Annotated in this window: 28 protein-coding genes; 21 read left to right on the forward strand and 7 right to left on the reverse strand. The window is 31.7% G+C overall.

Annotated elements, in window-relative coordinates; translation table 11 throughout:
* The first annotated feature begins 205 nt into the window (after nt 1-205).
* The 5 genes from QVZ41_RS00005 (at nt 206) to QVZ41_RS00025 (ending at nt 4,101) form a co-directional block, all read left to right on the forward strand.
* Nucleotides 206-1,540, forward strand: a complete 1,335-nt coding sequence (locus QVZ41_RS00005; RefSeq protein WP_302882503.1) for a hypothetical protein — start codon at nt 206-208, stop codon at nt 1,538-1,540.
* A 113-nt stretch (nt 1,541-1,653) separates the two neighbouring features.
* Nucleotides 1,654-1,941 carry a hypothetical protein gene (locus tag QVZ41_RS00010; protein WP_302882504.1) on the forward strand — a complete coding sequence of 96 codons (288 nt, stop codon included), beginning with the start codon at nt 1,654-1,656 and terminating at the stop codon, nt 1,939-1,941.
* Entirely contained in the window at nt 1,934-2,299 is a 366-nt protein-coding gene (locus tag QVZ41_RS00015; protein WP_302882505.1) for a hypothetical protein, read from the forward strand. Before QVZ41_RS00010 ends, QVZ41_RS00015 begins: the two co-directional genes overlap by 8 nt.
* Nucleotides 2,300-2,317: 18 nt before the next feature.
* Complete coding sequence (locus tag QVZ41_RS00020; protein ID WP_302882506.1) at nt 2,318-2,650, forward strand: hypothetical protein; 333 nt, start codon at nt 2,318-2,320, stop codon at nt 2,648-2,650.
* A 44-nt stretch (nt 2,651-2,694) separates the two neighbouring features.
* A complete protein-coding gene (locus tag QVZ41_RS00025; protein ID WP_302882507.1) occupies nt 2,695-4,101 on the forward strand; it encodes a sialate O-acetylesterase in 1,407 nt (468 codons plus the stop codon).
* 29 nt (nt 4,102-4,130) lie between these two features.
* Here the strand turns inward: QVZ41_RS00025 and QVZ41_RS00030 are convergent, their stop codons facing one another.
* Genes QVZ41_RS00030 through alaS form a run of 4 tightly spaced genes read right to left on the reverse strand, consistent with a single transcriptional unit; the run spans nt 4,131 to nt 9,102 of the window.
* Nucleotides 4,131-5,255, reverse strand: a complete 1,125-nt coding sequence (locus QVZ41_RS00030; protein ID WP_302882508.1) for an AMP-binding protein — start codon at nt 5,253-5,255, stop codon at nt 4,131-4,133.
* Nucleotides 5,248-6,198, reverse strand: a complete 951-nt coding sequence (locus QVZ41_RS00035) for a GSCFA domain-containing protein (protein WP_302882509.1) — start codon at nt 6,196-6,198, stop codon at nt 5,248-5,250. The genes QVZ41_RS00030 and QVZ41_RS00035 overlap by 8 nt, the downstream gene beginning before the upstream one ends.
* Before the next feature lie 54 nt (nt 6,199-6,252).
* Nucleotides 6,253-6,456, reverse strand: coding sequence for a YqaE/Pmp3 family membrane protein (locus QVZ41_RS00040; RefSeq protein WP_302882510.1), 204 nt, complete (start codon nt 6,454-6,456; stop codon nt 6,253-6,255).
* 36 nt (nt 6,457-6,492) lie between these two features.
* Nucleotides 6,493-9,102, reverse strand: a complete 2,610-nt coding sequence (gene alaS, locus QVZ41_RS00045; RefSeq protein WP_302882511.1) for an alanine--tRNA ligase — start codon at nt 9,100-9,102, stop codon at nt 6,493-6,495.
* Nucleotides 9,103-9,228: 126 nt separating this feature from the next.
* Between alaS and QVZ41_RS00050 the strand changes: the two genes are divergently transcribed.
* The 9 genes from QVZ41_RS00050 to QVZ41_RS00090 all read left to right on the forward strand — a co-directional run bounded on the left by QVZ41_RS00050 (nt 9,229) and on the right by QVZ41_RS00090 (nt 16,043).
* Nucleotides 9,229-10,200, forward strand: coding sequence for a M23 family metallopeptidase (locus tag QVZ41_RS00050; protein ID WP_302882512.1), 972 nt, complete (start codon nt 9,229-9,231; stop codon nt 10,198-10,200).
* Nucleotides 10,200-10,529: a MerR family transcriptional regulator gene (locus QVZ41_RS00055; RefSeq protein WP_302882513.1), complete on the forward strand. Its 330-nt coding sequence runs from the start codon at nt 10,200-10,202 to the stop codon at nt 10,527-10,529. The genes QVZ41_RS00050 and QVZ41_RS00055 overlap by 1 nt, the downstream gene beginning before the upstream one ends.
* 72 nt (nt 10,530-10,601) lie before the next feature.
* The gene (locus QVZ41_RS00060) at nt 10,602-11,180 is read left to right on the forward strand and encodes a LemA family protein (RefSeq protein WP_302882514.1); all 579 of its coding nucleotides are present in this window, start codon (nt 10,602-10,604) and stop codon (nt 11,178-11,180) included.
* 2 nt (nt 11,181-11,182) lie between these two features.
* Entirely contained in the window at nt 11,183-11,620 is a 438-nt protein-coding gene (locus tag QVZ41_RS00065) for a TPM domain-containing protein (protein ID WP_302882515.1), read from the forward strand.
* Between the two features lie 5 nt (nt 11,621-11,625).
* Nucleotides 11,626-12,336, forward strand: a complete 711-nt coding sequence (locus tag QVZ41_RS00070; protein WP_302882516.1) for a Bax inhibitor-1/YccA family protein — start codon at nt 11,626-11,628, stop codon at nt 12,334-12,336.
* Between the two features lie 6 nt (nt 12,337-12,342).
* Nucleotides 12,343-13,149, forward strand: coding sequence for a TPM domain-containing protein (locus QVZ41_RS00075; RefSeq protein ID WP_302882517.1), 807 nt, complete (start codon nt 12,343-12,345; stop codon nt 13,147-13,149).
* Nucleotides 13,150-13,331: 182 nt separating this feature from the next.
* Nucleotides 13,332-14,996, forward strand: a complete 1,665-nt coding sequence (locus tag QVZ41_RS00080) for a sensor histidine kinase (RefSeq protein WP_302882518.1) — start codon at nt 13,332-13,334, stop codon at nt 14,994-14,996.
* Entirely contained in the window at nt 14,989-15,618 is a 630-nt protein-coding gene (locus tag QVZ41_RS00085) for a response regulator (RefSeq protein WP_302882519.1), read from the forward strand. Before QVZ41_RS00080 ends, QVZ41_RS00085 begins: the two co-directional genes overlap by 8 nt.
* Nucleotides 15,619-15,749: 131 nt before the next feature.
* A complete protein-coding gene (locus QVZ41_RS00090; protein WP_302882520.1) occupies nt 15,750-16,043 on the forward strand; it encodes a hypothetical protein in 294 nt (97 codons plus the stop codon).
* 96 nt (nt 16,044-16,139) lie between these two features.
* Here QVZ41_RS00090 and QVZ41_RS00095 read toward each other — a convergent pair whose 3' ends face one another.
* Complete coding sequence (locus tag QVZ41_RS00095; protein ID WP_302882521.1) at nt 16,140-16,430, reverse strand: rhodanese-like domain-containing protein; 291 nt, start codon at nt 16,428-16,430, stop codon at nt 16,140-16,142.
* Nucleotides 16,431-16,649: 219 nt separating this feature from the next.
* On the opposite strand from QVZ41_RS00095, the gene QVZ41_RS00100 reads away from it, so the two are divergent.
* From QVZ41_RS00100 to QVZ41_RS00115, 4 genes are all read left to right on the forward strand, one after another.
* Nucleotides 16,650-17,753, forward strand: a complete 1,104-nt coding sequence (locus QVZ41_RS00100; protein WP_302882522.1) for a PAS domain-containing sensor histidine kinase — start codon at nt 16,650-16,652, stop codon at nt 17,751-17,753.
* A gap of 38 nt (nt 17,754-17,791) precedes the next feature.
* The gene (locus tag QVZ41_RS00105; RefSeq protein WP_302882523.1) at nt 17,792-18,649 is read left to right on the forward strand and encodes an AraC family transcriptional regulator; all 858 of its coding nucleotides are present in this window, start codon (nt 17,792-17,794) and stop codon (nt 18,647-18,649) included.
* A gap of 103 nt (nt 18,650-18,752) precedes the next feature.
* Entirely contained in the window at nt 18,753-19,466 is a 714-nt protein-coding gene (locus QVZ41_RS00110; protein ID WP_302882524.1) for a pirin family protein, read from the forward strand.
* Between the two features lie 16 nt (nt 19,467-19,482).
* Nucleotides 19,483-20,001, forward strand: a complete 519-nt coding sequence (locus tag QVZ41_RS00115; RefSeq protein ID WP_302882525.1) for a YceI family protein — start codon at nt 19,483-19,485, stop codon at nt 19,999-20,001.
* A gap of 72 nt (nt 20,002-20,073) precedes the next feature.
* Here QVZ41_RS00115 and QVZ41_RS00120 read toward each other — a convergent pair whose 3' ends face one another.
* Nucleotides 20,074-20,577, reverse strand: a complete 504-nt coding sequence (locus tag QVZ41_RS00120; RefSeq protein WP_302882526.1) for a DUF6702 family protein — start codon at nt 20,575-20,577, stop codon at nt 20,074-20,076.
* 5 nt (nt 20,578-20,582) lie between these two features.
* Nucleotides 20,583-21,167, reverse strand: a complete 585-nt coding sequence (locus QVZ41_RS00125) for a HupE/UreJ family protein (protein ID WP_302882527.1) — start codon at nt 21,165-21,167, stop codon at nt 20,583-20,585.
* Between the two features lie 101 nt (nt 21,168-21,268).
* On the opposite strand from QVZ41_RS00125, the gene QVZ41_RS00130 reads away from it, so the two are divergent.
* The 3 genes from QVZ41_RS00130 to QVZ41_RS00140 all read left to right on the forward strand — a co-directional run bounded on the left by QVZ41_RS00130 (nt 21,269) and on the right by QVZ41_RS00140 (nt 26,760).
* Nucleotides 21,269-22,408, forward strand: a complete 1,140-nt coding sequence (locus QVZ41_RS00130) for a hypothetical protein (protein WP_302882528.1) — start codon at nt 21,269-21,271, stop codon at nt 22,406-22,408.
* A gap of 172 nt (nt 22,409-22,580) precedes the next feature.
* A complete protein-coding gene (locus QVZ41_RS00135; RefSeq protein ID WP_302882529.1) occupies nt 22,581-23,885 on the forward strand; it encodes a rhamnogalacturonan acetylesterase in 1,305 nt (434 codons plus the stop codon).
* Nucleotides 23,875-26,760: a glycoside hydrolase family 2 TIM barrel-domain containing protein gene (locus QVZ41_RS00140; RefSeq protein ID WP_302882530.1), complete on the forward strand. Its 2,886-nt coding sequence runs from the start codon at nt 23,875-23,877 to the stop codon at nt 26,758-26,760. The genes QVZ41_RS00135 and QVZ41_RS00140 overlap by 11 nt, the downstream gene beginning before the upstream one ends.
* Nucleotides 26,761-26,769: the final 9 nt, after the last annotated feature.

Raw genomic sequence — 26,769 nt, forward strand, 5'->3', positions numbered from 1 at the left:
GTTATAGAGTGTTCTCCTTTAAGAATCAACCTTACACATTCTTGTTTAAAGTCTAATGTGTATTTTACTTTTCTAGACATAAAAATACCCCCAAATTGTGTCTAACTTTTTGGGGGCACTCTATTAAAGCAGAGGTTTTTTTTAAAAAAAAACTAAAAAAACAACATTTATCAACAAAAAAAATACCTTTGCAAAAAAAACTAAAATGAAAAGAACTTTAAAGATTTTAATTTTATTAACACTAAACTTATTAATAACTTCATGTGTTGATGAGAGTTTAAGAGATGACTTAGAACAACTTAAGGAAGAAGTAAACAACAATAAAACAAACATTCAACTACTACAAGAAAGTAACAGTATTAATTTTGTAGAAACTTTAGATACTGGTTACAAAATTCATTTCTCTGACAATACCTTTATTGAAATCTCTAATGGAACCGATGGTAACAACGGAATAGATGGACAAAACGGAGAGGACGGCAAGGATGGTGTGAATGGTAAAGACGGAGTAGATGGACAAAACGGAGAGGACGGCAAGGATGGTGTGAATGGTAAAGACGGAGTAGATGGACAAAATGGAATCGATGGTAAAGATGCTCCCTATATTGTAGAGATTACAGAAAATGAGACACATTTTGTTTTTAAATTTTCTGATGACACAATAATAGAAGCCCCAATTAACATCGATTTTAAAAGAATTGCTTGTTGGGGAGACAGTTTAACTGCCCAAGGCTTTCCTGCTATTTTACAATCCTTACTAGGATCAGACGAATATGGAATTCTTAACAATGGTGTTGGAGGAGAAAATACTTTAGCCATAGGAGCTAGACAAGGTGGAATCCCCATGTACTTAAAAAACCGAGTGATAATTCCTGCAACCACCGAGACTATTGTATTAGGAGAAAAAACAAACACTTTCATTTCCACTCATAATAATACTTCAAGTATAACTCCATTATTACAAGGAGGGAGTTCTACAGTTAACAATTGTATGATTAACGACATAGAATGTATAATTAGATGGACAGGAACTGCATGGAATGATCCAGATGGGAGATATACTTTAACTAGAATTACCGAAGGTATTGAGAGAACAACAACTGAAAACTCTATAGTTTTTACAGGAGCCATGAGAAAACATAGAAACTACCACGCTAATGTATTTTTTGTAGGTCAAAATGGAGGCTACTCTAGTTATGATGACTTAGTAAATCAAATTAAAAAAATGGTAGATTTTAGCAGTTCTTCTAACTATTTAGTCATTGGTTTACACACACAAAGTGCAGCATACAGAAATGGTTTAGAAGTAAAAATGCTTAGTGAATTTGGTGCTAGATATATTAATTTAAGAGAATATTTATCAACTTATGGATTGGAAGATGCTGGACTTACCCCTACTGAAGAAGATTTAAGCGCTATGAATTCAGGAAAATGTCCTCCTCAACTACTTAGAGATGGTGTTCATTTCACAACGACTGGATCAACTCTTTTAGCAAGTTTAATCAAGAAAAGAATGATTACTCTTGGTATAGTTGAATAGTTTTTAAATTATAAAATACCACAAAGTCCTCTTTATCTTTTTTGGATAAGGGGGACTTCTATTTTTTAAACAAAATATGGTAATTAGTATCTTTGTACAAATAAATAATATACATGACTGTACAAGAATTTAGAGAACAATATATTTTAGGTTTTGGTTACGAAAAAGGGACTAAAAGTAAAAGATTCCGCCTAGTTGTTTTAGACCGCAACAGCATGCAGGTAATGAATGAAGTTTTAGAAAACGAAAACAACACTTGCTTTAAACAGTTTTTAGCAGGGAAAGACATCAACAAAGCTATTTTAAAGTTTAAGATTGATGCCTTGGAAGAAGTATTGCAAGTTCATAATGTAACAGGCATTAATTTATCAGAAAACGAAATCAATAAATATTTTGAGTAAGCACGAACATCACCACCACGAACATGATCATGACCATAATCATGATGACCACCACCACCATCATCACCATGATGAAGGGATTATGACCATTGAAGAATATCATAAAGCCAATATGATGTTGTTTAATATCAAAGATCTTAGAACTACAGATACTGTACTTTGTACTTTAACTTCAATTGATAGAATGAGTTTTTTGCCAAATGGAATTGAACATCATGAGTGTAAAAGATCAGAATTAACAGAACATTTTACCGAAGTCGTAAAAAGAAACCTTATTTTGGCTTTCTTTGAAAAAATAGAAATTGAAGCGTTTGATGTATTAGATATAAATACAGACATCGACTTTTTATTTGAATAACCTAAAACAACCATCACCATGGATATTAAAGAATTTAACAAGAAATTTATTTTAAACTTTAATGTAAACGAATCTCATCCAGAGAACATTGAATTTACATTAGAGACCATTGATAGAACTACTTTACAACCAACTTTAGATTTTAAAAAACTTAAGAATGAAACCCCAGTAGAGTGGTTATCTGATAAAATTGGAGAAGAAGCTTTGGCTGGAAGAAATCCTGCTAAATTCCAAAGTAGTTTTTATGAAAATGTAAAACGTAAGTTAATTAACACATTAATTATTAAAAACAACATAAAAGGTTTTGATGCCTTAGATACGCATGCTTCTGTTGATTTTTTGTTTAGATAATAGAAAACACTCTTTTTAATTTAAACAATATCTCGTTTAAAATTATGCTAAAATCACCTATGTTGCTAATTGTTTTGTTGAGTGCATTTTTATCAAAAGCTCAAACCAAACTCTATCCTATTTTTAAAAACCACATGGTATTGCAGCAGCAACAAAAGGTTAGTATTTGGGGAGAGGACAAAGCAAACACGCCTATTAAAATAACGACTAGTTGGGGAGTAAATGTTTCTACAATTACCAACAATGAAGGAAAATGGAAACTAAAAATACAGACTCCAAGCGCTGGAGGGCCTCATAAAATTTTTATAAACGGAACCAAACTTATTGCTTTACAAGATGTAATGATTGGAGAAGTATGGCTTTGTTCTGGACAATCGAACATGGAAATGCCAATAAAAGGATTTCACAATCAACCGGTAAAAGGAAGTCAGGAAGAAATATTGAATTCTAAAAACAATAACATCAGAATGTATACTGTTAAAAGAAATCCCAGCCTTTCTCCAGTAAATTCTCTTTCGGGAGATTGGAAAATTTCCAATCCAAATAACACAGCAGATTTTAGTGCAGTCGCTTATTTTTTTGGTAAAAAACTAGAAAGTGCTTTAAAAGTACCTATTGGATTAATTGTGTCTTGCTGGGGAGGATCTTCTGCCGAAGCTTGGACAGATTTACAAACTTTAAAAGAATTTAAAACAATTACCATTCCTGAAGGCTTTGATGTAGACAGAATTCAACAAACCCCAACAAGCTTATACAATGGTATGATTCACCCTCTTTTAGGTTACTCTATTAAAGGATGTATTTGGTACCAAGGAGAAACAAATAGAGACAGGCCTTCGGAATATTCTGCATTGATAAATGCAATGGTTACGTCTTGGAGAAAAAAATGGAATCAGGGAGATTTTCCTTTTTACACCACACAAACAGCCCCTATAAGTTATGGAAATAATGGAACCTACATCAACTCAGCTTATTTAAGAGAGGCTCAATTAAAAACTTCTCAAACATTAAAAAATACTGGAATGGCTATTACTTTAGACATTGCACAATGTGACTCTATACATCCTCCAGAAAAAAAGATTGTTGGGACTAGGCTGGCTTACATAGCACTTGCCAAAGATTATGCGTTTAATAGTGTTGAATACTCAGGACCTGTTTACAAAAGTATGAGATCCATTGATGAAACAACCTTAGAGCTAACTTTTAGTGGTAGTAAAACGGGAATCACTAGCTTTGGAAAAGAAATCCTTGGTTTTGAAATTGCTGGAGAAGATCAAGTTTTTTATCCTGCCATAGCCATCATTGGAAAGGAAATAAACACCTTATTAATTTCCTCTCCCCATATAACAATTCCGGTTGCTGTTCGCTATAACTTTAACAATTGTGCCAAAGCTACTTTATTTAGTACTTCTGGTTTACCAGCCTCTTCTTTTAGAACAGATAATTGGTAGGTAAGATTAAATTATGAATACTATTGACTCTAAAACAACAACTTCAATGTAGCTTTTCGTTGGATTTTTTTGGTCTCCGTTTCTACAAACTGATCTATAAAATAAGTTTGTTTAGGAATTTGATATTTAGATAAAGCTAAAGAACTAAAATCACATACTCTATCTTCTCCCTCAACCACCAATATTAATTTTTCTCCTAAGATTTCATCTGGAATTCCCGTTACAAAAAATCGTTCTACAATAATTTTTGAAAGTTCTTTTTCTATTTGCTCGGGATGCAATTTTACACCACCAGAATTGATCACATGATCATAACGACCTAACCATTCAAACTCGTTATCAGAAATCATTTTGACAACATCGTTGGTAATGACTTTTTCCTCAGACAACAAAGGAGCATCAATGACCAAACAAGCTCTATTATCTTGAGAAATGGTAATATTAGGTAATACCTGATAAAAACTTCTCGACTCCGCTCGAAGACCATTTCCTTCAACATCACTTAAATTAACTTCTCGACTACGCTCGAAAACCTCTTTTTTGGAATCTTTAGTGTTCTCGTCATCAAGAGGAGTCGAGTTAAAATGATTTAATTTTTTAACGGCAATATGACTCACGGTTTCTGTCATTCCATAAGAGGCAAAACATTCCGTAGACAAACTTTGTAAGTCTTCTTGTAAAGTTTGTGAGACCACTCCACCACCAATCAGTAATTTTTTAACCAAGTTTAAATCCCATAAACTAGCTTGTACTTGCATAGGCACCATAGCACAAAAATCATATTCCTCAAAAGCATTTTCTAGCGGATTACCAACTGGTTCTATAACATCTAACTCCCACCCTAAAGTTAAGGCACGAATGACCATCATTTTACCAGCGATGTAATTTACAGACAAACAACACAGGGCTTTGGTTCCTATTCCTAAATCAAAAAAAGTCCCAGTGGCTTTGGCTGAGTTTTGCATCAACTCCTTTTTTATTGAAATTAATTTTGGTTTTCCTGTGGAACCTGATGTTTGTACAATTAACGTTTCTGCATCAGAAAACCATTCTTGTAAAAACCAATATAATTCCTCTGAGATCGTTTCGGAAAACGATATTAATTCTAACGGATTTTGGAAGGATTCTCCTTGAAGTTTAAAACTTTTATGCATCAAAACGGATGTTTAATTCTTGTTCTAACTGAGTTTTTTTTAGCTTTAATTTTTCTAAAAAAGACTGATGTGATTGCGAATCTGGCTGAAACGGTTTGTGTAATTTACTTTGCTGTACAGAGGCTATTCTTTTAAAATAACTTTGTGAATTTTCACTAATCCAAACCTTAGAAAATTGTTCCCAAATATAATCAATGGCTACTTGATTGGGATGAATCATATCAGCTTCATAAAATCTATAATCACGTAAATCATCCATCATCATTTCATAACTTCCAAAATAGGCCACACCGTGGCTTTCTTTAATTTTATGTGTTGCGGTAATTAAACTTGCTTTGCTTAATGAATTTTCTATCATCCCATCTTTAAGATGTCTTACAGGACTTACCGTGAAAATAATTTGAGCAGAGGAATTTACTTTTCTAATATTTTTGATAATCTCTTCTAAAACAGTTTCTATTTCTATGAATGACAAATTCCTTTTCTCAAATTCTGTTTGTGGAATTTTATGACAATTAGCCACCAACTGATTGGTTAAAATATGTCCGTAAACCCACGAAGTTCCTAATGTAATAATGACGTGTGTAGCTGATTTTAATTGATCTAAACATTGTTTTTGAGCTTGATGAATATTCTCTATCACTTCAGATGTTTCTATCCCTGATAAATCAGAATGATGATGTAATGAATGATACAAATCTCCTTGTTTTACCAAGTCACTAGCAGAATGTTTTTTTTCAATTATAGTATCTTCTAAAACTTTAGCAATGGCAGTTGGACTAAACAAAGTCCCAAAAGGATTTACCAAAGTATCAAACTTGAAATAAGAAAGTTTATTTCCAATGTTTTCAGAAAAACAAGATCCCAACAACAGAATCTTAGACTTGTAATCTATTTGATTTTGTTGTTGGGATGCTAATTTTATTTCTGTTCTAAATTTCAAACCTTCGGTTGGTTTTTAGTATTTAATAAACCCTTAAAAATAACTTTTATAGAACTATTTATGAGCTTTCATTATTCTTTTCTCCATTTTATCTATTCTCGTTTTATTCTTACCATCAACCCTAGAGGCAACTGCCCATATTGCAGCTGGTAACCATCCTATTAGTGTTAGTTGTAAAATTACACAGATGATACCTGAAATTATTTTACCTCTTAAAAAGAAAGATAACCAAGGCAATAAAACTGCTATTAACATCATCCTTTAGATATTTTTATCAATAAGTACTTATAACAGTTATAAGTATTCTTTTACTTTTTCAATTGCTTCAGATAGTCCTGCTGGATTTTTACCTCCTGCTGTAGCAAAGAACTTTTGTCCACCACCACCACCTTGGATGTATTTTCCTAATTCACGAACAATTTTACCTGCATCGTAACCTTTTTCTTCTACCAAGTTTTTAGCAATATAAGAAGTTAAAGTTGCTTTTCCATCATTTTCAGCTCCTGCAAAAAAGAACAAGTTTTCAACTTCTCCTCCTAATTCATGCGCAATATCTTTAATGGCTCCGGCATTCATATCAATTCTCGTGGCCAAGAAATTAATTCCGTTCACTTCTTTAATACTCGCTTTTAAATCTCCCTTAATATTCTTTGCTTTTTCTTTTAATAAAGATTCTATTTCTTTCTTTAAAGCTGCATTTTCTTCTTGTAAACTTACAATTGCTTTTACAGGATCTTTTGCATTTTTTAAAGTTTGTTTTACTTCTACCAAAGCTTTGTCTTGCGTAGTAAAAAAATCTTTAGCTACATCTCCTGTAATGGCTTCAATTCTTCTTACTCCAGCCGCTACTGCACTTTCGCTAGTAATTTTTAAATGCCAAATATTTCCTGTATTGGCAACGTGTGTACCCCCACATAATTCTTTTGAGTTTCCAAACTGAATTAAACGAACGGTATCTCCATACTTTTCTCCAAATAAAGCCATTGCACCTTTGTCGATTGCTTCTTGCATTGGAATATTTCTAAACTCTTGTAACGCTAATTTTTCGCGAATACGAGCATTTACAAAAGCCTCAATTTCTTCAATTTCTTCGGCTGTTACTTTAGAAAAATGAGAAAAGTCAAAACGTAAATATTTTGCGTTTACCAAAGAACCTTTTTGTTCTACATGCGTCCCTAAAACAGTTCTTAAAGCCAAATGTAATAAGTGCGTTGCAGAGTGGTTGTTATTAGATAATTCTCTGTTTTTAGCATCTACCACCGCTTTAAAAGTATCAGTAGGATTGTTTGGTAAATCTTTAGCAATATGCATTACTAAATTATTTTCCTTTTTAGTGTCTATAATATGTAATACATCACCATTACTAGCTTCTAAAAATCCTCTATCTCCTACTTGACCTCCTCCTTCTGGATAAAATGGCGTTAAGTTAAATACTAATTGATACAACTCTCCATCTTTTTTAGAAGTCACTTTACGATATCTCGTAATTTTTACATTGGTTTCTAAGTAGTCATACCCAACAAATTCTTGATCCGCATCTTCTTTTAAGATAACCCAATCATCCATATCCATTTCTGCAGCAGCTCTAGATCTATTTTTTTGTTTTTCTAAAGCAGCTTCAAATTCAGCTTCGTTTAAAGAATATCCTTTTTCACTTAAAATCAATGCAGTTAAATCGATAGGAAATCCAAAAGTATCATACAATTCAAAAGCCTTGTCTCCAGAAACTTCTTTTCCTTTGGTTTCAGCAATTACATTGTCTAACAATCCTAATCCCTGACCTAAAGTTCTTAAAAATGAGGTTTCTTCTTCTTTAATAACATTCATCACCAATTGTTTTTGAGAGGTAATCTCTGGGAAAAATGCTCCCATTTGATTGCTTAACACTTCTACCAATTGATAAATAAATGCTTCTTTTTGATTTAAGAACGTAAACCCATAACGAATAGCACGTCTTAAAATTCTACGAATTACATATCCTGCTCCTGTGCTAGATGGTAATTGTCCATCAGCAATGGCAAATGCAACAGCTCTTACGTGATCTGAAATAACACGAATAGCAATGTCTATTTCTTCTTTTTTTCCATATTCAAATCCTGTCTTAGATTCTAATTCATGGATTAATGGTGTAAATACGTCAGTGTCATAATTAGATTGAACTCCTTGTAAAACCATACAAAGACGCTCAAATCCCATTCCTGTATCAATGTGTTGGTTTGGTAAGTTCTCTAAAGAACCGTCAGCTTTTCTATTGAATTGCATAAATACCAAATTCCAAATTTCTACCACTTGTGGGTGATCCATATTCACCAAATCTGCTCCAGGAATTTTTGCTTTTTCTTCTGCAGAACGAATATCAACATGAATTTCTGAACAAGGTCCACAAGGTCCTTGCGCTCCCATTTCCCAAAAATTGTCTTTTTTATTTCCTAATAAAATTCTGTCTTCTGGAACGTGTTTCTTCCACATATCGTAGGCTTCCGCGTCTTTTGCTAAGCCTTCAGAATCATCTCCTTCAAAAATAGTCACATATAAAATGTCCTTATCTATCTTAAAAACTTCGGTTAACAATTCCCATGACCAATCAATAGCCTCTTGTTTAAAGTAATCTCCAAAAGACCAGTTTCCTAACATTTCGAACAAAGTATGGTGATAAGTATCAATTCCAACCTCTTCCAAATCGTTGTGCTTTCCAGAAACTCTTAAACATTTTTGTGAATCTGCTACTCTAGTATTTACAACTTTACGTTGACCTAAAAAGAATTCTTTAAACGGAACCATACCTGCATTAACAAACATTAACGTAGGATCATCTTTTAACACCATTGGTGCAGAGGGTACCGATTTATGTTGTTTAGATTCAAAAAATTCTAAAAATGTCTTTCTAATGTCCTGAGATTTCATATAGTAAATTGGGTTAAGCAAACATCAATAGTTACCTTAATAAAACATTTTGTAAATTTGTACGTTAGTAACATCAATTAAATTGCTTTTATTTAATTAGGTCACAAAAATAGTTATTTTAGATTCATGGCGAAAGCAAAATTTTATTACGATTCTGACACCCTTTCTTATCAACCGATAGAAAAGAATACTAAAATAGTTTTAAGAAACACCATTCTGTATGTCTTTGCTATTTTTTTAGTGGGGTTGATTGGTTTTGTGGCATTTAGTGCTATTTTAAAATCACCTTCGGAAAGAGCTACTTTAAAAGAATTAAACAATTTAAAGTTTAATTATGAACTGCTAGAAAAAAGAATGGAAGAGTCTGATGCCATTTTACAAGAAATTCAACAAAGAGATAATAACGTATATAGGGTTATTTTTGAAGCCAAACCTATTTCTGATGATGAACGTAGTGCAGGTTTTGGTGGTGTGAACAGATACAAAAACTTAGATGGATTTAAAAATAGTGAACTTGTAAAAGAAGCTACTAAAAAAATGGATGTTTTGGCCAAACGCTTGGTAATTCAATCTAAATCTTTAGATGAAATTGTAAAATTAGCTAAAAACAAATCCGAAATGCTAGCTTCTATTCCTGCAATACAACCCGTAGCGAATAAAGATTTAAAAAGAATGGCTTCTGGTTACGGAATTAGAATTCACCCTATTTATAAAACAAGAAGAATGCACTGGGGAATGGATTTTTCTGCTCCACAAGGAACTAATATTTATGCGACTGGTGATGGAGTTGTTAAAACCGCTAAAAAATCTAGAAAAGGTTTTGGAAATCACGTAGTCATTAATCATGGGTTTGGATACGAAACTACCTACGGACATATGAGTACTTTTTATGTACGTGCAGGACAAAAAGTGAAACGTGGAGATTTAATTGGTTTGGTGGGTTCTACAGGATCTTCTACCGCTCCTCACCTACATTACGAGGTGAAAAAAGGAAATCAAAAATTAAATCCTGTCTATTTTTATCATAATGATTTAACTCCGGAAGAATACGAAGCGATGTTAGTATTATCTTCACAAGAAAATCAATCATTAGACTAATGCATATAGAACTCCCTAAAAAAAGGTATTATAAAATAGGAGAAGTAGCCAATGCTTTTGGTGTTACTTCATCTATGATACGTTATTGGGAACAGGAGTTTGACATGATTAAGCCTAAAAAAAACAGCAAAGGTGACAGAATGTTTACCCAAACTGATATTGAAAATTTTAAGCTTATTTATCACTTAGCCAAAGAGCAAGGATATTCTTTAGAAGGCGTTCGTAAAAAATTACGAGAAAAGCCTAAAGAAACCATTACCAACTCTAAAATTATTAGTAGGTTAGAAAGCATCAAAACTGAATTAATTAAAATTAAAAACCAACTATAAAAGACATTCTGTCATATTTAGATATTGGTATCATTTATGCATTATTGTAAACTATAATTCATAAATTAGAGCATGAAAAAAATTGTAAAATATTTAGTGATTTGTATCGCTGCAGTCTCTTTGAGTTCTTGCGGATACAATGATATGGTTAGCGCTCAAGAAGCTGCTACAGGACAATGGGCAAACGTAGAAAGTTCTTACCAACGTAGAGCCGATTTAATTCCAAATTTAGTTGCGACTGTAAAAGGATATGCAAGCCATGAGAAAGAAACATTAACCGAAGTAATTAACGCAAGAGCTAAAGCAACATCAGTAACGATTGATGCTAACAATTTATCTGCTGCAAACATTGCCAAATACCAAGAAGCACAACAAGGTTTAAGTGGTGCTTTAAATAAGTTGATGGTGGTTTCAGAGAGATATCCAGATTTAAAGGCAAGTCAACAATTTATAGGTTTGCAATCTCAATTAGAAGGAACTGAAAACAGAATTAATGTAGAGCGTAACCGTTTTAACAACATGGTGATTAGCTATAATACCATGATTAGAAAGTTTCCTAAAAACATTACCGCTAAAATGTTCGATTTTAATAAAATGGAATACTTTAAATCAGATCCAGCAGCTAGTAAAGCTCCTGAAGTAAAATTTTAATGATGAGTAAAACCAAACCGTTTTTTACCGAAACCGAAGAACAACAAATTGTTACTGCCATTCAAAAAGCAGAAAAAAACACCTCTGGTGAAATTAGAGTTCACATAGAACCTACTTTTGAAGGAGATGTGATGGATAGAGCTATTGCCGTTTTTAACGATTTAAAAATGTTTGAAACAGATGCTAGAAATGGTGTTTTGTTTTATGTAGCCACCGAAGCCAAACAATTTGTAATCTTGGGAGATGATGGTATTAACGAAGTGGTACCTGATCATTTTTGGGAAACTACCAAAGACAAAGTTATTAATCAATTTAAACAAGGACAATTTGCACAAGGATTGATCGATGGAATTGAAGAAGCAGGAAATCAATTAAAAACCTACTTTAAATACCAAAGTGATGACACCAACGAATTGTCTGACCAAATATCAAAAGGATAATTATTATGAACCCATTTACTATTGAAAGCAGCTCGGTTAAAGAGGCTGCATTTATGAACAAAGTATACGCTTGGATGAGTGGTGCTTTGTTAATTACTGCATTTGTATCATGGTGGGCAGCCACTACTCCAGCATTTTTTCAACTTTTATACAGTATCAACCCTGAAGGAAGAATGATTCCTAATATGTTATTTTACGCGATAATAATAGCAGAATTAGGTTTGGTGGTATGGATTTCTGCTAGAATTCAACAAATGACAGCTGAAAAAGCTAGTTTGTTATTTGTGTTATACTCCATTCTAAATGGTATAACCCTGTCATCCATTTTTATTATTTACACTTCAAGCTCAATTGCCTCTACCTTTTTTATTACAGCGGGTACTTTTGGAGCCATGAGTTTATATGGATATACTACTAAAAAAGATTTAACCAGTTGGGGAAACCTATTGTTTATGGCTTTAATTGGAGTTATTATTGCAACGGTAGTAAACATGTTTTTACAATCTCCAGCTTTATATTGGATTTTAAACTATGTAGGAGTTGCGGTATTTGTAGGATTAACTGCTTATGATACTCAAAAAATAAAAAGAATGGCCAACCATTTAGATTCTGAAGAGAATGCTAAAAAAGGAGCTGTTATGGGAGCTTTAACGCTTTATTTAGATTTCATCAACCTATTTTTATTCTTACTACGTTTGTTTGGAGATAGAAAATAAAATTATATGTTAAAACACATCACAAAGCTAGTCCTTGGACTGGCTTTTTTTTCAACAGTACTTACACAAGCACAAGAGCCTTTGGCTAAAAAAGAAACTACTTTTAAAGGGGTTTACGATTATGCTCATATTTTATCAAACCAAGAAGTACAAGCTTTATCGCAAAAGTTAATTCGCTATAAAGACACAACATCAACACAAATTGTTGTTGCCACTATTGAAAGTTTAAACGGCAATGATATTGCCATGTTGGCAACTGAAAAAGCGCATGAATGGGGAGTTGGTCAAAAAGATAAAGACAATGGAGTTTTTATTTTAATTGCTCCAAACGAAAGAAAAATTCACATTGCCACAGGTTATGGTGTTGAGCACTTACTTACTGATTATTTAAGTAAACAAATTATTGATGACATTATCACCCCAAACTTTAAAAAACAACAATATTATAGTGGTTTAAATCAAGCTACCGATGTCATCATTAAAATATTGGCAGGAGAATATAAGGCTGATCAACAAAAATCTACACAAAACAGAAAAGGAAGCATTATTGCGCTTATTATTATTGTAGGAGCTGTCATTTTTTTTATGAGTAGAGGGAATAATTCTGGTAAAGGAAACGGAGGTTCTAACAACCGAGGAGGTGGTTTAGATTCTTCAGATATTTTTACCGCTATCTTGTTAGGTAGTTTAGGAAGTAGCAGAGGTTACCGAGGAGGATCTTCTGGAGGCTTTGGTGGCGGTGGAGGTTTCTCTGGCGGCGGAGGCTTTGGAGGCGGAGGCTTCGGAGGTGGTGGTGCCAGCGGAGGTTGGTAACATCATACATCAAAAAAATACAATTTTAAAAGCTCTTTAACTATTTAAGTTAAGGAGCTTTTAAATTGTACAATACACCTCAACTTGTAAAAATTCCTAGTTTTAAAAAACTCTTCCTTTGGTAAATATTAAATTTATGTACATTCGTAAAGTTGTTTATTTACCTCCCAATACATTCAATAATGAACATTAGAACTTGGATCATCATCATTATAAATTCGCTACTTTTTGTAGTTGTAATTTCTTTATCTGCATCATTTTACAATCAGTTTGAAAAAACTTTGGATGAGAAAATTTTATCTCAATTAAGTTCTATTGAACGATTAAAAAGAGTTCAAATTGAAAAATATTTAGATACAGAATGGTATCATTTTACAGAAATAAGAGAAGATACTTTACAAAATGTTGATCTAAATGATTTAAAAAAACTTCCTTTTACTATTGATAAAACAGGGATGTATGACTTTACACCTATTTCTAAAAACGGAACTTTAACCATTGGTTTTGTAAAATTTAAAAAGGAGGCTATTACTAGTCTAAAAATCATTTCTGGAGACAATATTCAACAAATTTTATTGGAGCGAACCGGAATGGGGAAAAGTGGAGAAACCTATTTAGTAGGTACTGATTATAAGTTAAGATCTGCCTCTAGATTTTTACCTAACAAACCACCATATGAAATTAAAGCCAACACCAAAAGTGTTAAGAATGCTTTTAACAATATTTTAAAAAATGGGATTTATAAAGATTATAGAGAAGTTCCCGTTTATAGTGCCTATCATCGCATTGATATTTCTAATATCCATTGGGCTATTTTATCAGAAATGGATGTTGCAGAAGTCATGCTACCTCTGCAAGACATGAAAATGAAATTGTTATTAATTGCTTGCTCCATTCTTATCATTGCTTTGTTGCTTGGAATCTATTTTACTCAATTTTTATCAAGACCTTTAAAAACCATGGAAACTCAATTGTTAGCTATGACAGAAGGTAATTACAATGTTAGTATTGGTAAAAAAACGCACTTTAAAGAAATTAACGATATTTTAAAAGCTTTAAACTCTTTAAAAGAATCTTTAACCAGAGCCATTACCTTTTCTCAAGAAGTGGGAGAAATGAAGTTGGACAGCAATTACAAACCGAAATCCGATGCTGATATTCTTGGAAATTCATTGGTTAAAATGAAAGATAAGTTGGTAGAATATCAAACCAAAGTGGCACAAGCCAACACCAATAAAAAAAGAATTCTAATTGAAGGACAAGAAACAGAAAGAAAAAGATTGGCTCAAGAATTGCATGATGGAATTGGTCCTTTATTAACCAGTCTTAGGTTTTTTGTAGAAAACATGAAGATTGAAGTTGAGGAAAAAGAAAAAATGAAATCCTTAATAGATCATACCATTGCTGAAATTAGAAGAATGACTTATGCTCTAATGCCACCATCTTTAATAGATTTTGGAGTGGGTGAAACTTTAAAAACATTTGTAAAACTAATTAAGAACACGACTAATATTGATATTGATTTTAACAACTCTATTAAAACAAAACACTCAAAAATAAACACCAATATTGCCATTTCTATTTTTAGAATTAGTCAAGAATTAATTAACAACAGCGTAAAACATGCCAATGCAGATAAAATCAGAATTTCTATTACAGAGTTTGATGATTATCTATCTATTTTTTACTTTGATGATGGTATTGGTTACAACACAGAAACTGTTAATTTAGGATCCGGTATTATTAATATCAAAGAACGTGTAGAAATTTTACATGGTTCTATTAGTTTTGAATGTGAACCACAAAACTCTAATGTAGAAATTGAAATTCCATTAACTCATGAATAAAATCAATCTTATTGTTGCAGATGATCATCAATTATTTAGAGATGGATTGACTGCTTTGTTAAACAAACACGATTTTTTAAATGTATTAACCAACGTAGAAGATGGTTTAGAACTAATTAATGTTTTAAAAGAAGGAATGATTCCTGATATTATTTTATTAGATCTTTCCATGCCAAACATGAATGGATTTGAAGTGTTAAAAACCTTAAGAAAAAAATATAAAGACATCAAGTCTATTGCTATTTCTATGCATGATGATGGTAACTATATTGCCAAATGTGCACAAAATGGTGCCTATGGCTATTTGCTTAAAAACACCGATGAAGAGGAAGTTTTAAATGCTATTAAACAAGTATACAACGGTCACAAATACTACAACCAAGAATTGTCTAAAAAAATGATAGACAGTATGGCTGAAGTAAAAAGCATTAAAAAATTAACCAAAAAAGAATTAGAAATTTTAGAGTTATTATCAAAAGGACTAACCACTAAAGAAATAGCCTCAAAATTATACATCAGTACAAGAACAGTAGAAACTCACAGATCTAATATGCTTAAAAAATTAGAGGTTAAAAACACAGTTGAGTTGATTAACAAGGCCAGTACTTTAGGTATTATATAACAAAAAATAAGTATAAACACGTACAAACATCCACGTATAAACACCATATAAAAATACCGTTTTTCTCATATTTCAAAATCCTTTAATTGCTTGTAATTTTATCATAGATAAATCATTAAAAGATAGTGTTTATGAAGAATTTAGTATGGATTTTAGCAGTGATGATTGGGAGTAGTGTATACGCTCAAAAACAAAATGAATTGAAAGGACCAGAGGCTAAAAACTACAAGCCTTGGAAGTACGAAACTGAAGCTACAGTTGTTGTAAATAAAAGTTCTAAAAAAGATTTAAAAGGACCTGAAGCTAAAAACTTTAAGCCTTGGAAAGATGAAAAAAGTTCCGAAACAATAGCAATTGTTACAGATAACAAAAGAAGAAAACTTCAAGGACCAGAGGCAAAAAATTACAAACCTTGGAGAGATTAGTATTTTTTTTATAATTAGTAAACGTTGATTTAGTTCGCAAAAAAAGCTCTTTGATTTTATATCAAAGAGCTTTTTTATATATAAAACCGTTATGTTTTATCCTACGTATTGATCCACATTTTCCCATGGACCTCCGTTAATAATATTTACACCATGTTGTTTTAAAAAATCTGTAGCTTGTTGGCTTCTTGCCCCACTTCTACAAACAGCAATCACAGGTTTTGCATACTCTTTTACCACATTTACTTTTCCTGGCAAAGTTTGTAATACAATGTGTTCTGAACCAGCAACATGCCCCTCTGCATATTCCTCATCTGTTCTTACATCTAATACTACTGCTCCATTTTTTAAATATTCTTGAATTTTTTCGTTATCAAATTGACTCATTATCTTTTTGTTTTTAATTCCGTAAACAAATTTAATAATTGTTTTAGTATAAACACCATGTAATTTCATACATTACAAATTGATTTACATATCACACATACAAATACTTAGTCTTATTGAAATAATCATTAATATAAAGTTATTGTGATTTTATAAATTAAAATTATCTTTTTTTTAATAAATTGTTTTAGTTATCAACCTTAGCAATATCAACCATCAATGAATAGTAATCACGACTTTTCTTTTCAAGAATTAAAATCAAAAAAAGAATTTGATCTTGAACGTTTTTTCAGCATCACTCCAGATATTCTTTGCATTGCATCTCCAGAAGGAATTCTAAAAAAAATAAATCCCTCTTTTGCTAATTCATTAGGCTATAGTATAGAGGAATTATTAGACACATCAGTTAGTTCCTATATACATCCCGATGACAGAAAATTGACTTCAAAATTAAGACACGAGATTAGCCGTAACATACCCATGATTAATTTTGACAACCGGTATATCACAAAAGGCGGTGAAACAATTTGGTTGTCTTGGACTTCTGTATACGAACCAGAGGATGAGTTAATATATGCTGTTGCCAAAAATGTTACGCAAATAAAAGAATTAGAAGAAAAAAGAAATTCTTTACTGATAGAACTTACGAGATTAAATACTGAGTTGAAACAATTTGCTTACACAACTTCACATGATTTAAGATCTCCCATAGACAATATTATTTCTTTGTTTGGCTTGATGAACTTTCCTAAAATTGAGGACAAACAAACTCTTAAATACATTGAAGTTTTTTACACTTCTGTTTTAAATTTAAAACAGACTTTAAACAAGCATATAGAAACTTTAAATACAGAGAAAAAAATTAACATAGATTTACAAAAACTAAACCTAAACAACACCTTAAATATTGTAAAAGAATCTATTAGTGAATCTATAAAAAACTCGAAAGCAAAATTACTTGTTGATTTTTCAGAAGTTCCTAGCATTACTTTTAGTTCATTTTATTTACAAAGCATCTTTTTAAATCTCCTCTCAAATGCTATTAAATATTCAGATATAGAGAGAAAACCTATCATATCTATTACTTCTAAAAAAGTAAACGGAAAAACTCAAATTATTTTTGCTGATAACGGTATTGGTTTTGATATGGACAAAGTAAAGGGGGATATTTTTAAATTGCATGAAACTTTTCATAATCATTCAGATAGCAAAGGAATTGGATTATTTTTGGTAAAAAGTCACTTAGAAAGTTTAGGAGGTAGCATTGAGGTAGCAAGCAAAATAAATGTTGGAACTACTTTTACGTTAACTTTTAAAGAATAAATCACTACACGATTCTGTATATTTATAAAAAATCTCATTTGAATCAATTAAAAACATACAATCAAATAAATAAAAAAGACGAACACATAAGTTTTGGAATTTCCAAAATGGAAGATATTTATACCAAAAGAAAAGGAGAACCCGACACGCCACACAGACATGATTATTTTACAGTAATTGTAACCAATAAAGCTAAGGGTAAACATTTTATAGATTTTAACGAATTTAATCTAGAAGCCAATCAAGTTTATTTTGTTGCTCCAGGTCAGGTTCATCAAATTATAGAAACCTCAAAATCCTACGGTTACGCTTTGGTTTTTTCCAATCAGTTTTTAATTGAAAATAATATTCCTGTTTCTTTTATAGACGATTTAAATCTTTTTAACGACTTTGGATCTAGTCCTCCTTTGTTTTTAAATAAGGACATTCATCAAAAAATCAACCTTTATTTAACTGAAATCTACAACCAATACAATTCCCAATTCACCTATAAAAATGAAGCTATTGGAGCTTTGTTAAAATTAATTTTAATAGCATGCAACAATGCATGCTCCTTACCCTCAGATTATTATCAAAGTATAGATTCTACCTTACGTAAGTTTAAAACCCTAATCAATCAACACTATAAAGAATGGCATGCCACAACAGATTATGCCAATCAACTAAACATTTCTCCCGATCATTTAAACAGATTGGTAAAAACCCAAACAGGAAAAACAGCCAAAGAACACATTCAGAGTAGAATTATAGTGGCTGCAAAACGTTTGATTTATTTTACAGACCTAAGTAACAAAGAAATTGGTTTTGAGTTAGGTTTTTCTGAACCTGCAAATTTCAGTGCTTTTTTTAAACATCAAGTAGGGATTTCTCCATCAAAATTTAAGGAAAATCATTAAATATCGGATTTTCATAAGTCCTTCCCGTTTTTTTACATCCTCTAAACTGTATAGTTTCCAGATCTTTGTTATAGAAAATAACAAGAGTTAAAGAGATACAGTTATGAAAAGCATATTACATAAATCAAATACAAGAGGACATGCCAATCATGGGTGGTTAAACTCACATCATACATTTAGTTTTGCAAATTACCACAATCCAGAAAGAATGAATTTTGGAGTTCTTAGGGTTTTAAATGATGACCATGTAGCTAAAGGAATGGGATTTGGAACACATCCGCATGATAACATGGAAATTATTTCTATTCCATTGGAAGGTGATTTAGAGCACAAAGATAGTATTGGAAACACCACCGTAATTAAAGAGGGTGATGTACAAGTGATGAGTGCTGGAACAGGAGTTTTCCATAGCGAATACAATAAAAGCAAAGTAAATGATGTAAAGTTTTTACAAATTTGGGTATTCCCAAATCAACAACAAGTACACCCTCGTTACGATCAAATATCTACCAAAGATTTAGAAAAAGTAAATGAATTTTATCAAATTCTTTCTCCTAATAAAAATGATAAAGGTGTTTGGTTACATCAAGATGCTTGGTTTAGTATTGGAAAATTTAATGAACAAACAAAGACCGAATATAAAATTCATAAACAAGAAAATGGTGTTTACTTCTTTGTTTTAGAAGGAACAGCCAACATTGAAGGTCAGGAGTTAGAAAGAAGAGATGGTTTTGGAGTATGGGATGCCGAAACCATTAAAATAACAGCAGCAAAAGATGCCCAAATATTACTAATGGAAGTACCAATGAATATTTAATCAAAAAATAATTAAGATGAAAAATTTAACAAAATGGGCTATTGACCCAACACATTCAGAAGTTGCATTTAAAGTAAAACACATGATGATCTCAACTGTTACAGGTCACTTTGAAAATTTTAATGCTAGTTTAGAAACAGAAAGTGAAGATTTTAAAGGAGCCGATTTTAATTTTACGGCTCAAATAGAATCTATCAATACTAAAAATAAAGATAGAGATGCGCACTTAAAATCTGATGATTTTTTTAATGCTGAAACATATCCTGAAATGACTTTTAAATCTAAGTCTTTTGACGGAGAAACATTGATAGGTGATTTAACCATTAGAGATGTTACCAAAGAAGTTTCTTTAGCCGTAGAACTTAACGGAGTGGCTGTAGATCCTTACGGACAAACAAAAGCTGGTTTTGAAATTCTTGGAGAAATCAACAGAAAAGATTTTAACCTTACATGGAGTGCTGTTACAGAAGCTGGAAGTGTTGTGGTTTCTGACAAAGTAAAACTTGTGATTGATGCACAATTTATTAAACAATAATTATTGTACATATATCAAAAAGGTGATAGCTTACATAAGGTATCACCTTTTGTTTTTATAAAAAAAGTTAAGTTAAAATCTCTCTGTTCTTACAGGTACTCCAGCAAAAAATCTAAAAATCTGTTTTTTTTCTCCATCAACATATACGTGTAAAATGTTTGATTGCTTATCAAAAGAAGAAAACAACAACGTGTTTTTAACAGTAACAATATCATATTCTTGATGTTCGTTTAATTGTCCATTAAAAATTACTTGACAAACATTATCTTCCGTTTTATAAATAGAGGTTATACTTAAATTTACCAACACCTGATTAAGCTCTATACTTACATTATTTAAAACATAGCTTTCAATAGTTTCTTGCATTTGAGTGTTTGGAACTTTATAATCAAATGGAGGCTGAGGATACATTTTGATTAATTCACTTTCAAAATCATCAATAAAAAAGTTTAGCGTAAGCTTACATGTTTTATTTTGGGTGTTTAACTCAAGTTTTCCTGTGGTCATTTTTATGGTATGAGCCCATAAATTGGAAACTCCAAATAAAACCAAAAATGCTAATAAAATATTTTTCAAAACTTTTAAATCAAATGTTTAAGAATCATCGTAAGTGCTATTCCCCCACCTGCACCAGAAATCACTAAATTCCAATCTCGATGTTTTACAGAAAATATAGTGGTTAATATAATATTAATTAACAACAAACAAGCCACAATAGCTAGTTGACCTAATTCTATTCCTACATTAAAGGAAAACAAAGGAAAAATTATAGATTCATCATCTATTCCCATCATCATAGAACGGAAAAAATTTGAAAAACCCATACCGTGAATAAAGCCAAAAAACAGTGCTAATAAATAATTCAATTGTATTCCCCCTTTTGAATGATCTGTCTTTTTTACAATATTATAAACGGCCGTTAATAATATGGTTACCGGAATTAAAGTTTCTACCAATTCTTGGTTCACAGAAATAAGTTTTAAACCCGAAAGCGCTAAAGTTACGGTATGACCAATGGTAAATGCAGTAACCAAAACCAAAATTTGCCTCCATTGTTTTATTTTGTACACAGCACAAAGCGTGATGATAAACGCCATGTGGTCTATTCCTTCTAAATCTGTAATATGATTTACTCCCTGCTTTAAATAAAAGACAAATCCATCCATTTAATTACGAATATTTTAATTAATTTGGCGGGGAAATTACTCTTTTTTTACCCCAAATAAAACTCTATTTCAATTTATAAATCTAAATGATTATATCAAAAATGAAAAACACCATTATTGGAATCTTGTTTTTTCTATGTGTTCACAACATTTATGCACACCGAGAAAAAACATATTACTTACAAGGAAAAGTTGGGGAAACAGAACTTGCCATTAAAATTGATGAGTACGGAAACGACTGTGTTGCGAGCTATTTTACTCAAAACGACTTATACAATCATTTATTAGAAGGTGTAATATTAGAGAATGGCCAAATTAATTTGATATCAAAATATTGGGATCCCGTAAAAAAACAAAATATTACCAAAGACTCAGTACAATTAATTGAAAAAGAAAAAAACGTTTGGACAGGAACATGGACTTATGAAAATAAAGAAAAAATTGCTTTTAGCTTAAAACCAATTGATATAGAAAAGTTAAATCACCCATATTTTGAAGCGATTAAAAAATATGAAGTAGATCCATTTACTGCATATAGAACAAAAGACGTTAAGTTTAAAAAAGGTAAAAAACAAAAAATATCTAAAGGAGCTTGTATCCGAAAAATGACGGATCCAGTAACTGGAATTTCTTTTTTTAGAATTATAAATAGTCGTAAATATAAAATTCAGGCTGACAGTATCAATAATAAACTAATAGCCAATCACTTAAAAATGATCAACACAAAATACTCATGTGTTTATTTAGGAAGTAATGGGGAATACTCGATTGATTATGAGGTTACTTTTTTAAATCAAGATTTTATTAGTTTTACAACCAACACAAATAGATCTTGCTTTGGTATTAAAGGAAGTAACGCCACAGAGTACCATACATTTAAATTGATTGATGGAATAGCTCCAAAACTAGAAGATTTATTTTGGTTTGGTGAACAACCTCAGCCCCAACTATCTTCTGGAGAATACAAATGGATGCAGTACCGTTACAAAGTTTTTGGACCTAAAATATTAGAAATTTTAACAAGTCTTTATCCTGAAAAAATAAATCCTACAGAAGCTATCAAATGTAACTACAACAGTGTTAAAGCTTGGCAGTTTCCTATATGGAAGCTAACCACTAAAGGACTTTACTTAGAAAGTAAAACACTTACAAATAAAAAATGTGATGATACCTATTGGTCAATTATTCCTTTTGAAAATTTAAAGAGTTTTACAAACCCTAACTATAACTTTACTAAGTAATTATTTAGTTTGTATAAAATACAATATTAAAATAGTATTAAAAACAGGAGCACAATACTCTTGTTTTTTTTATATTTAAACATAAGTTTCTGGTAAAAAAGACCTTAACATAGCATCATAGTGCAGGATGGATTTTTGCAACATTAACACTAGTTTGCTAAAAATTATCTCAATGAAATACTTTAAATATCTTTTTTCTGCTTTTTTATGGATTTCTATCTTAAATGTTAACGCACAACAAAAAGAACAAAGCCAAGAATTCTATTTTGGTAAAACAATAAAATCAAAATCTGGAATAAACATCAACACTCCTATTAGCTACAATGAGAAAACGGGGTATGGATTTGACTATCGATCTGCTGAAAAAGTAACATTTGAAAAGAAAAATATTTCAGGTAAGACTTCTATTTACTTTTCTGTAAAACTTCCTGAAGGAAACTATACTATTGATGTGGTTTTAGGAGGAAAAAAAAGTGCTATTACGTCTGTAAAAGCAGAATCTAGAAGATTGATGTTGAAAGAAGTTAAGACAGACAAAAAAGAATTTGTTCATCAATCATTTACAGTTAATGTTAGAACTCCTAAAATAGATGAACACACTAATATTGCTGTTAAGAATCGTAATAAAGGACAATTAAATTGGGACAACAAGCTAACTTTAGAGTTTTCAGGAGAGCCAGCTATACAAAGCATAAAAATTACTCCCGCTTCTAATGTCATCAATGTGTTTTTAGCTGGAGATTCAACCGTTACAGACCAAGATCATGAGCCTTGGGCTTCTTGGGGACAATTCATCACCAATTATTTTACCTCTGATGTTGTATTTGCAAATTATGCAGAATCAGGAGCATCTTTACCATCTTTTAAAGGAGGTAGAAGATTAAAGAAAATACTAGGTTTAATGCAGCCTGGGGATTATATTTTTATAGAATTTGGTCACAATGATGAAAAAATAAAGGGAGAAGGAAATGGTGCTTGGGGATTATATACCAACCTATTAAAAGAATTTATTGAAGAAGCTAGGAATAAAGGTGGAATACCAGTATTGTGTACACCAACGCAAAGAAGAGCATTTAATAATGATGGTACTTTAAAACCAACACATGGTGATTATCCTGCTGCGATGAGAAAAGTAGCCGAGGAATTACAAGTTCCTTTGATTGACATTACCAAAATGACCACCAAAATGTACGAAGCTTGGGGAGATGAACCTTCTAGAAAAGCATTTGTACAATATCCTGCAAATACCTTTCCTAGACAATCAAAAGCTTTAGAAGACAACACTCATTTCAATAGTTTTGGAGCTAATGAAATTGCAAAATCTGTAGTCTTGGGTATTCAACAATTAAACATAGGACTTGTTAAGTACATCAAACCTAACATTCCTAAATACAATCCTGAAAATCCAAATCAACTAAGTGATTGGACTGTGCCAATGAGCACAAGATTTGAAATAGAAACACCTGATGGTAATTAATAATTATATGACTTTTAACAAAACAAAAACAAAGCAAATAGCTACGCTATTTGCTTTTGCATTACTTTATTGTATCAATGCTGTAGCCCAAGAATCAGAAAAAATATACTTATCTGGTAAAGACTTTAAAAACCCTGTGAAATGGGAATTTATGTGTACTGATGGACATAACAGTAAAAAATGCACAACCATTGATGTTCCTTCAAACTGGGAATTACAAGGATTTGGAACTTATACTTATGGTAGATGGTACAAAGAATTAGATCAAAAAGAACCAAGTAAAGAAGAAGGTTTTTATAAATACAAATTCAACATTCCTGCCGATTACAAAGGTAAAAATGTAACCATTGTTTTTGCGGGTGCAATGACAGATACCGAAGTGAAAATCAACGGAAAATCGGCTGGAGACATTCATCAAGGTGGATTTTATGAGTTTAAATATGACATTACATCTTTGTTAAACTACGGAGCTGAAAATCTTTTAGAAGTACATGTTTCTAAACACTCTAGCAACAACACGGTAAACAATGCAGAACGTAAAACAGACTGGTGGTTGTTTGGCGGAATTTACCGACCTGTTTGGTTAACAGTTTCTCCAAGCTCTCACATCAAACACGTAGCGGTTGATGCTCAAATGGATGGTTCTTTAACTGCTGATTTAGAATTGGTAAACATTCCAGAAAATAGTATTATAGAAGCAAAAATCAATCCTATCGGAAGTGATGAAAAATTCCCTGCAATCACTTTGCCTATCAACAGTAAAGATGATTTACAAACCATTAAAGCAAAATGGGACGGTGTAAAAAACTGGAATCCAGAATCTCCAAACTTATACACGTTAAGTTTATCACTTAAAAACAATGGAAAAACACTTCATACTTCTAAAACCAAAATCGGGTTTAGAACTATAAAATTCCTTAAAAAAGATGGTATTTACGTAAACGGTAAAAAAATTATCATGAAAGGAATTAACAGACACACCATTTGGCCAGAGTCTGGAAGAAGTACTGATAAAATCATTAGTATTTTAGATGTAAACTTAATTAAAGATATGAATATGAACGCAGTTAGAGGTCATTACCCTCCTGACACTCATTTTTTAGAAGCTTGTGATTCTTTAGGTTTGTTTGTGTTGAATGAAGTTGCAGGTTGGCAAAACGGATATGATACCAAAACGGGAACTAAAATAATTAAAGAAACGGTGCAGAGAGATGTCAACCATCCATCAGTTATTATCTGGGACCATGGAAATGAAGGTGGATGGAACTACGAAATTGATCACGTTTTCCACCAATACGATCCTCAAAATAGAATTGTCATTCACCCTTGGTCTGATTTTGATGGTTGGGATACACACCACTACCCTACTTATTTAACAGGAATGCACAGATTTAACAATGGTGAAAACGTGTTTTTTCCTACCGAATTTATGCATGGAACCTATGACAATGGTATTGGAGCTGGTTTAGAAGATTTTTGGAATCGTTACAAGCAAAGTCCTTTATTTGCTGGTGGATTTATGTGGGCGATGTTAGATGAAGCTGTATTGCGTACCGACAGGACAGGAGAACAAAAATTTGATTCAAAAGGAAACCTTGCTGCCGATGGTGTTTTAGGACCTCATAGAGAAAAAGAAGGGAGTTTCTTTACTGTAAAAGAAGTTTGGTCTCCAATTCAGTTTCAACCAAAACAAGTAACCTCTATGTTTGATGGTTCTTTTATGGTAAGTAACGAATACATTTATACAAACCTTGATGAGTGTAAACTTGAATATCGTGTGTTAAAAACTAGTAATGATGTTATTTACAACAAAGATAAAGCTGTAATTACTGCTTCTAACACTATTAATTCAGGAAGTATTGAACCAGGAGAAACTAGAAAAATTAAGTTTGATTTACCTGATGATTTTTTTGAAGGAGATTGGTTAGAAATTACTGCAAATGATAAATTTGGTAGAGAAATTTATACATGGTCATGGCCAATACACAAAGCTCCTTATTTTGCAAATAAATTCATCAAAACAGAAAAAGAAAGAAAAAAGGTAAAAGTATCTCAATCTAAAAATGAAGTTACTTTAAGTAGTAAAAAAGTGACATTGAAATTAGATAACAAAACTGGTAAAATCATCAGTATTAAAAACGAAAAAGGAAATGTTCCTTTTAACAATGGTCCTCGACCTGTAGGAATGAAGTTTGAAGTTGACAAAGTAACCACAGAGCAATACAAAGATTCAGCAGTTTGTTATATTAAATACGCAGGAGGTTTAGACAATATTACTTGGACGATGTACAATGATGGTAGAATTAAAATGGATGCATTAATGTTAAAATATGCGGGTAGAAGTAGCGGTTTTGACGATGCTTTTATTCAAGGAGCTATTAGTGAATTTGGTCTTACTTTTGATTTTCCAGAAGAAGGTGTAGCATCTATAAAATGGTTTGGAAATGGACCTTACCATGTTTGGAAAAACAGAATTAAAGGAACCACAATGGGACTTTGGGAAAAAGACTACAACAAGACCATTACTGGTGAAAGTTTTGAAAACTTGGTATATCCAGAGTTTAAAGGTTATCATGCCAATATGATTGCTGCAAATCTTAGAACAAAAAATGGAGATGTTCAGTTTTTTAGCGAATCTGATAAATTATTTTTAAGATTATTTACGCCAGATTTACCTAAAAAAGCCATTTCAAAAGTTTTTCCTCAACCTAGATTTCCTGAAGGAAACATTTCTTTTATGTATGAAATTCCAGGAATGAGAGCTTTTAAAAGTTTAAGTGATCAAGGTCCAGAAAGTCAACCTACAAATATCAGAATCAAAAGTGGTGACCATGGTATTCCAATGACTTTATGGTTCGATTTTAGAAATAATTAATGATAAAAA

This window comes from Wenyingzhuangia gilva (genome assembly GCF_030519655.1).
Taxonomy (GTDB): Bacteria; Bacteroidota; Bacteroidia; order Flavobacteriales; family Flavobacteriaceae; genus Wenyingzhuangia; species Wenyingzhuangia gilva.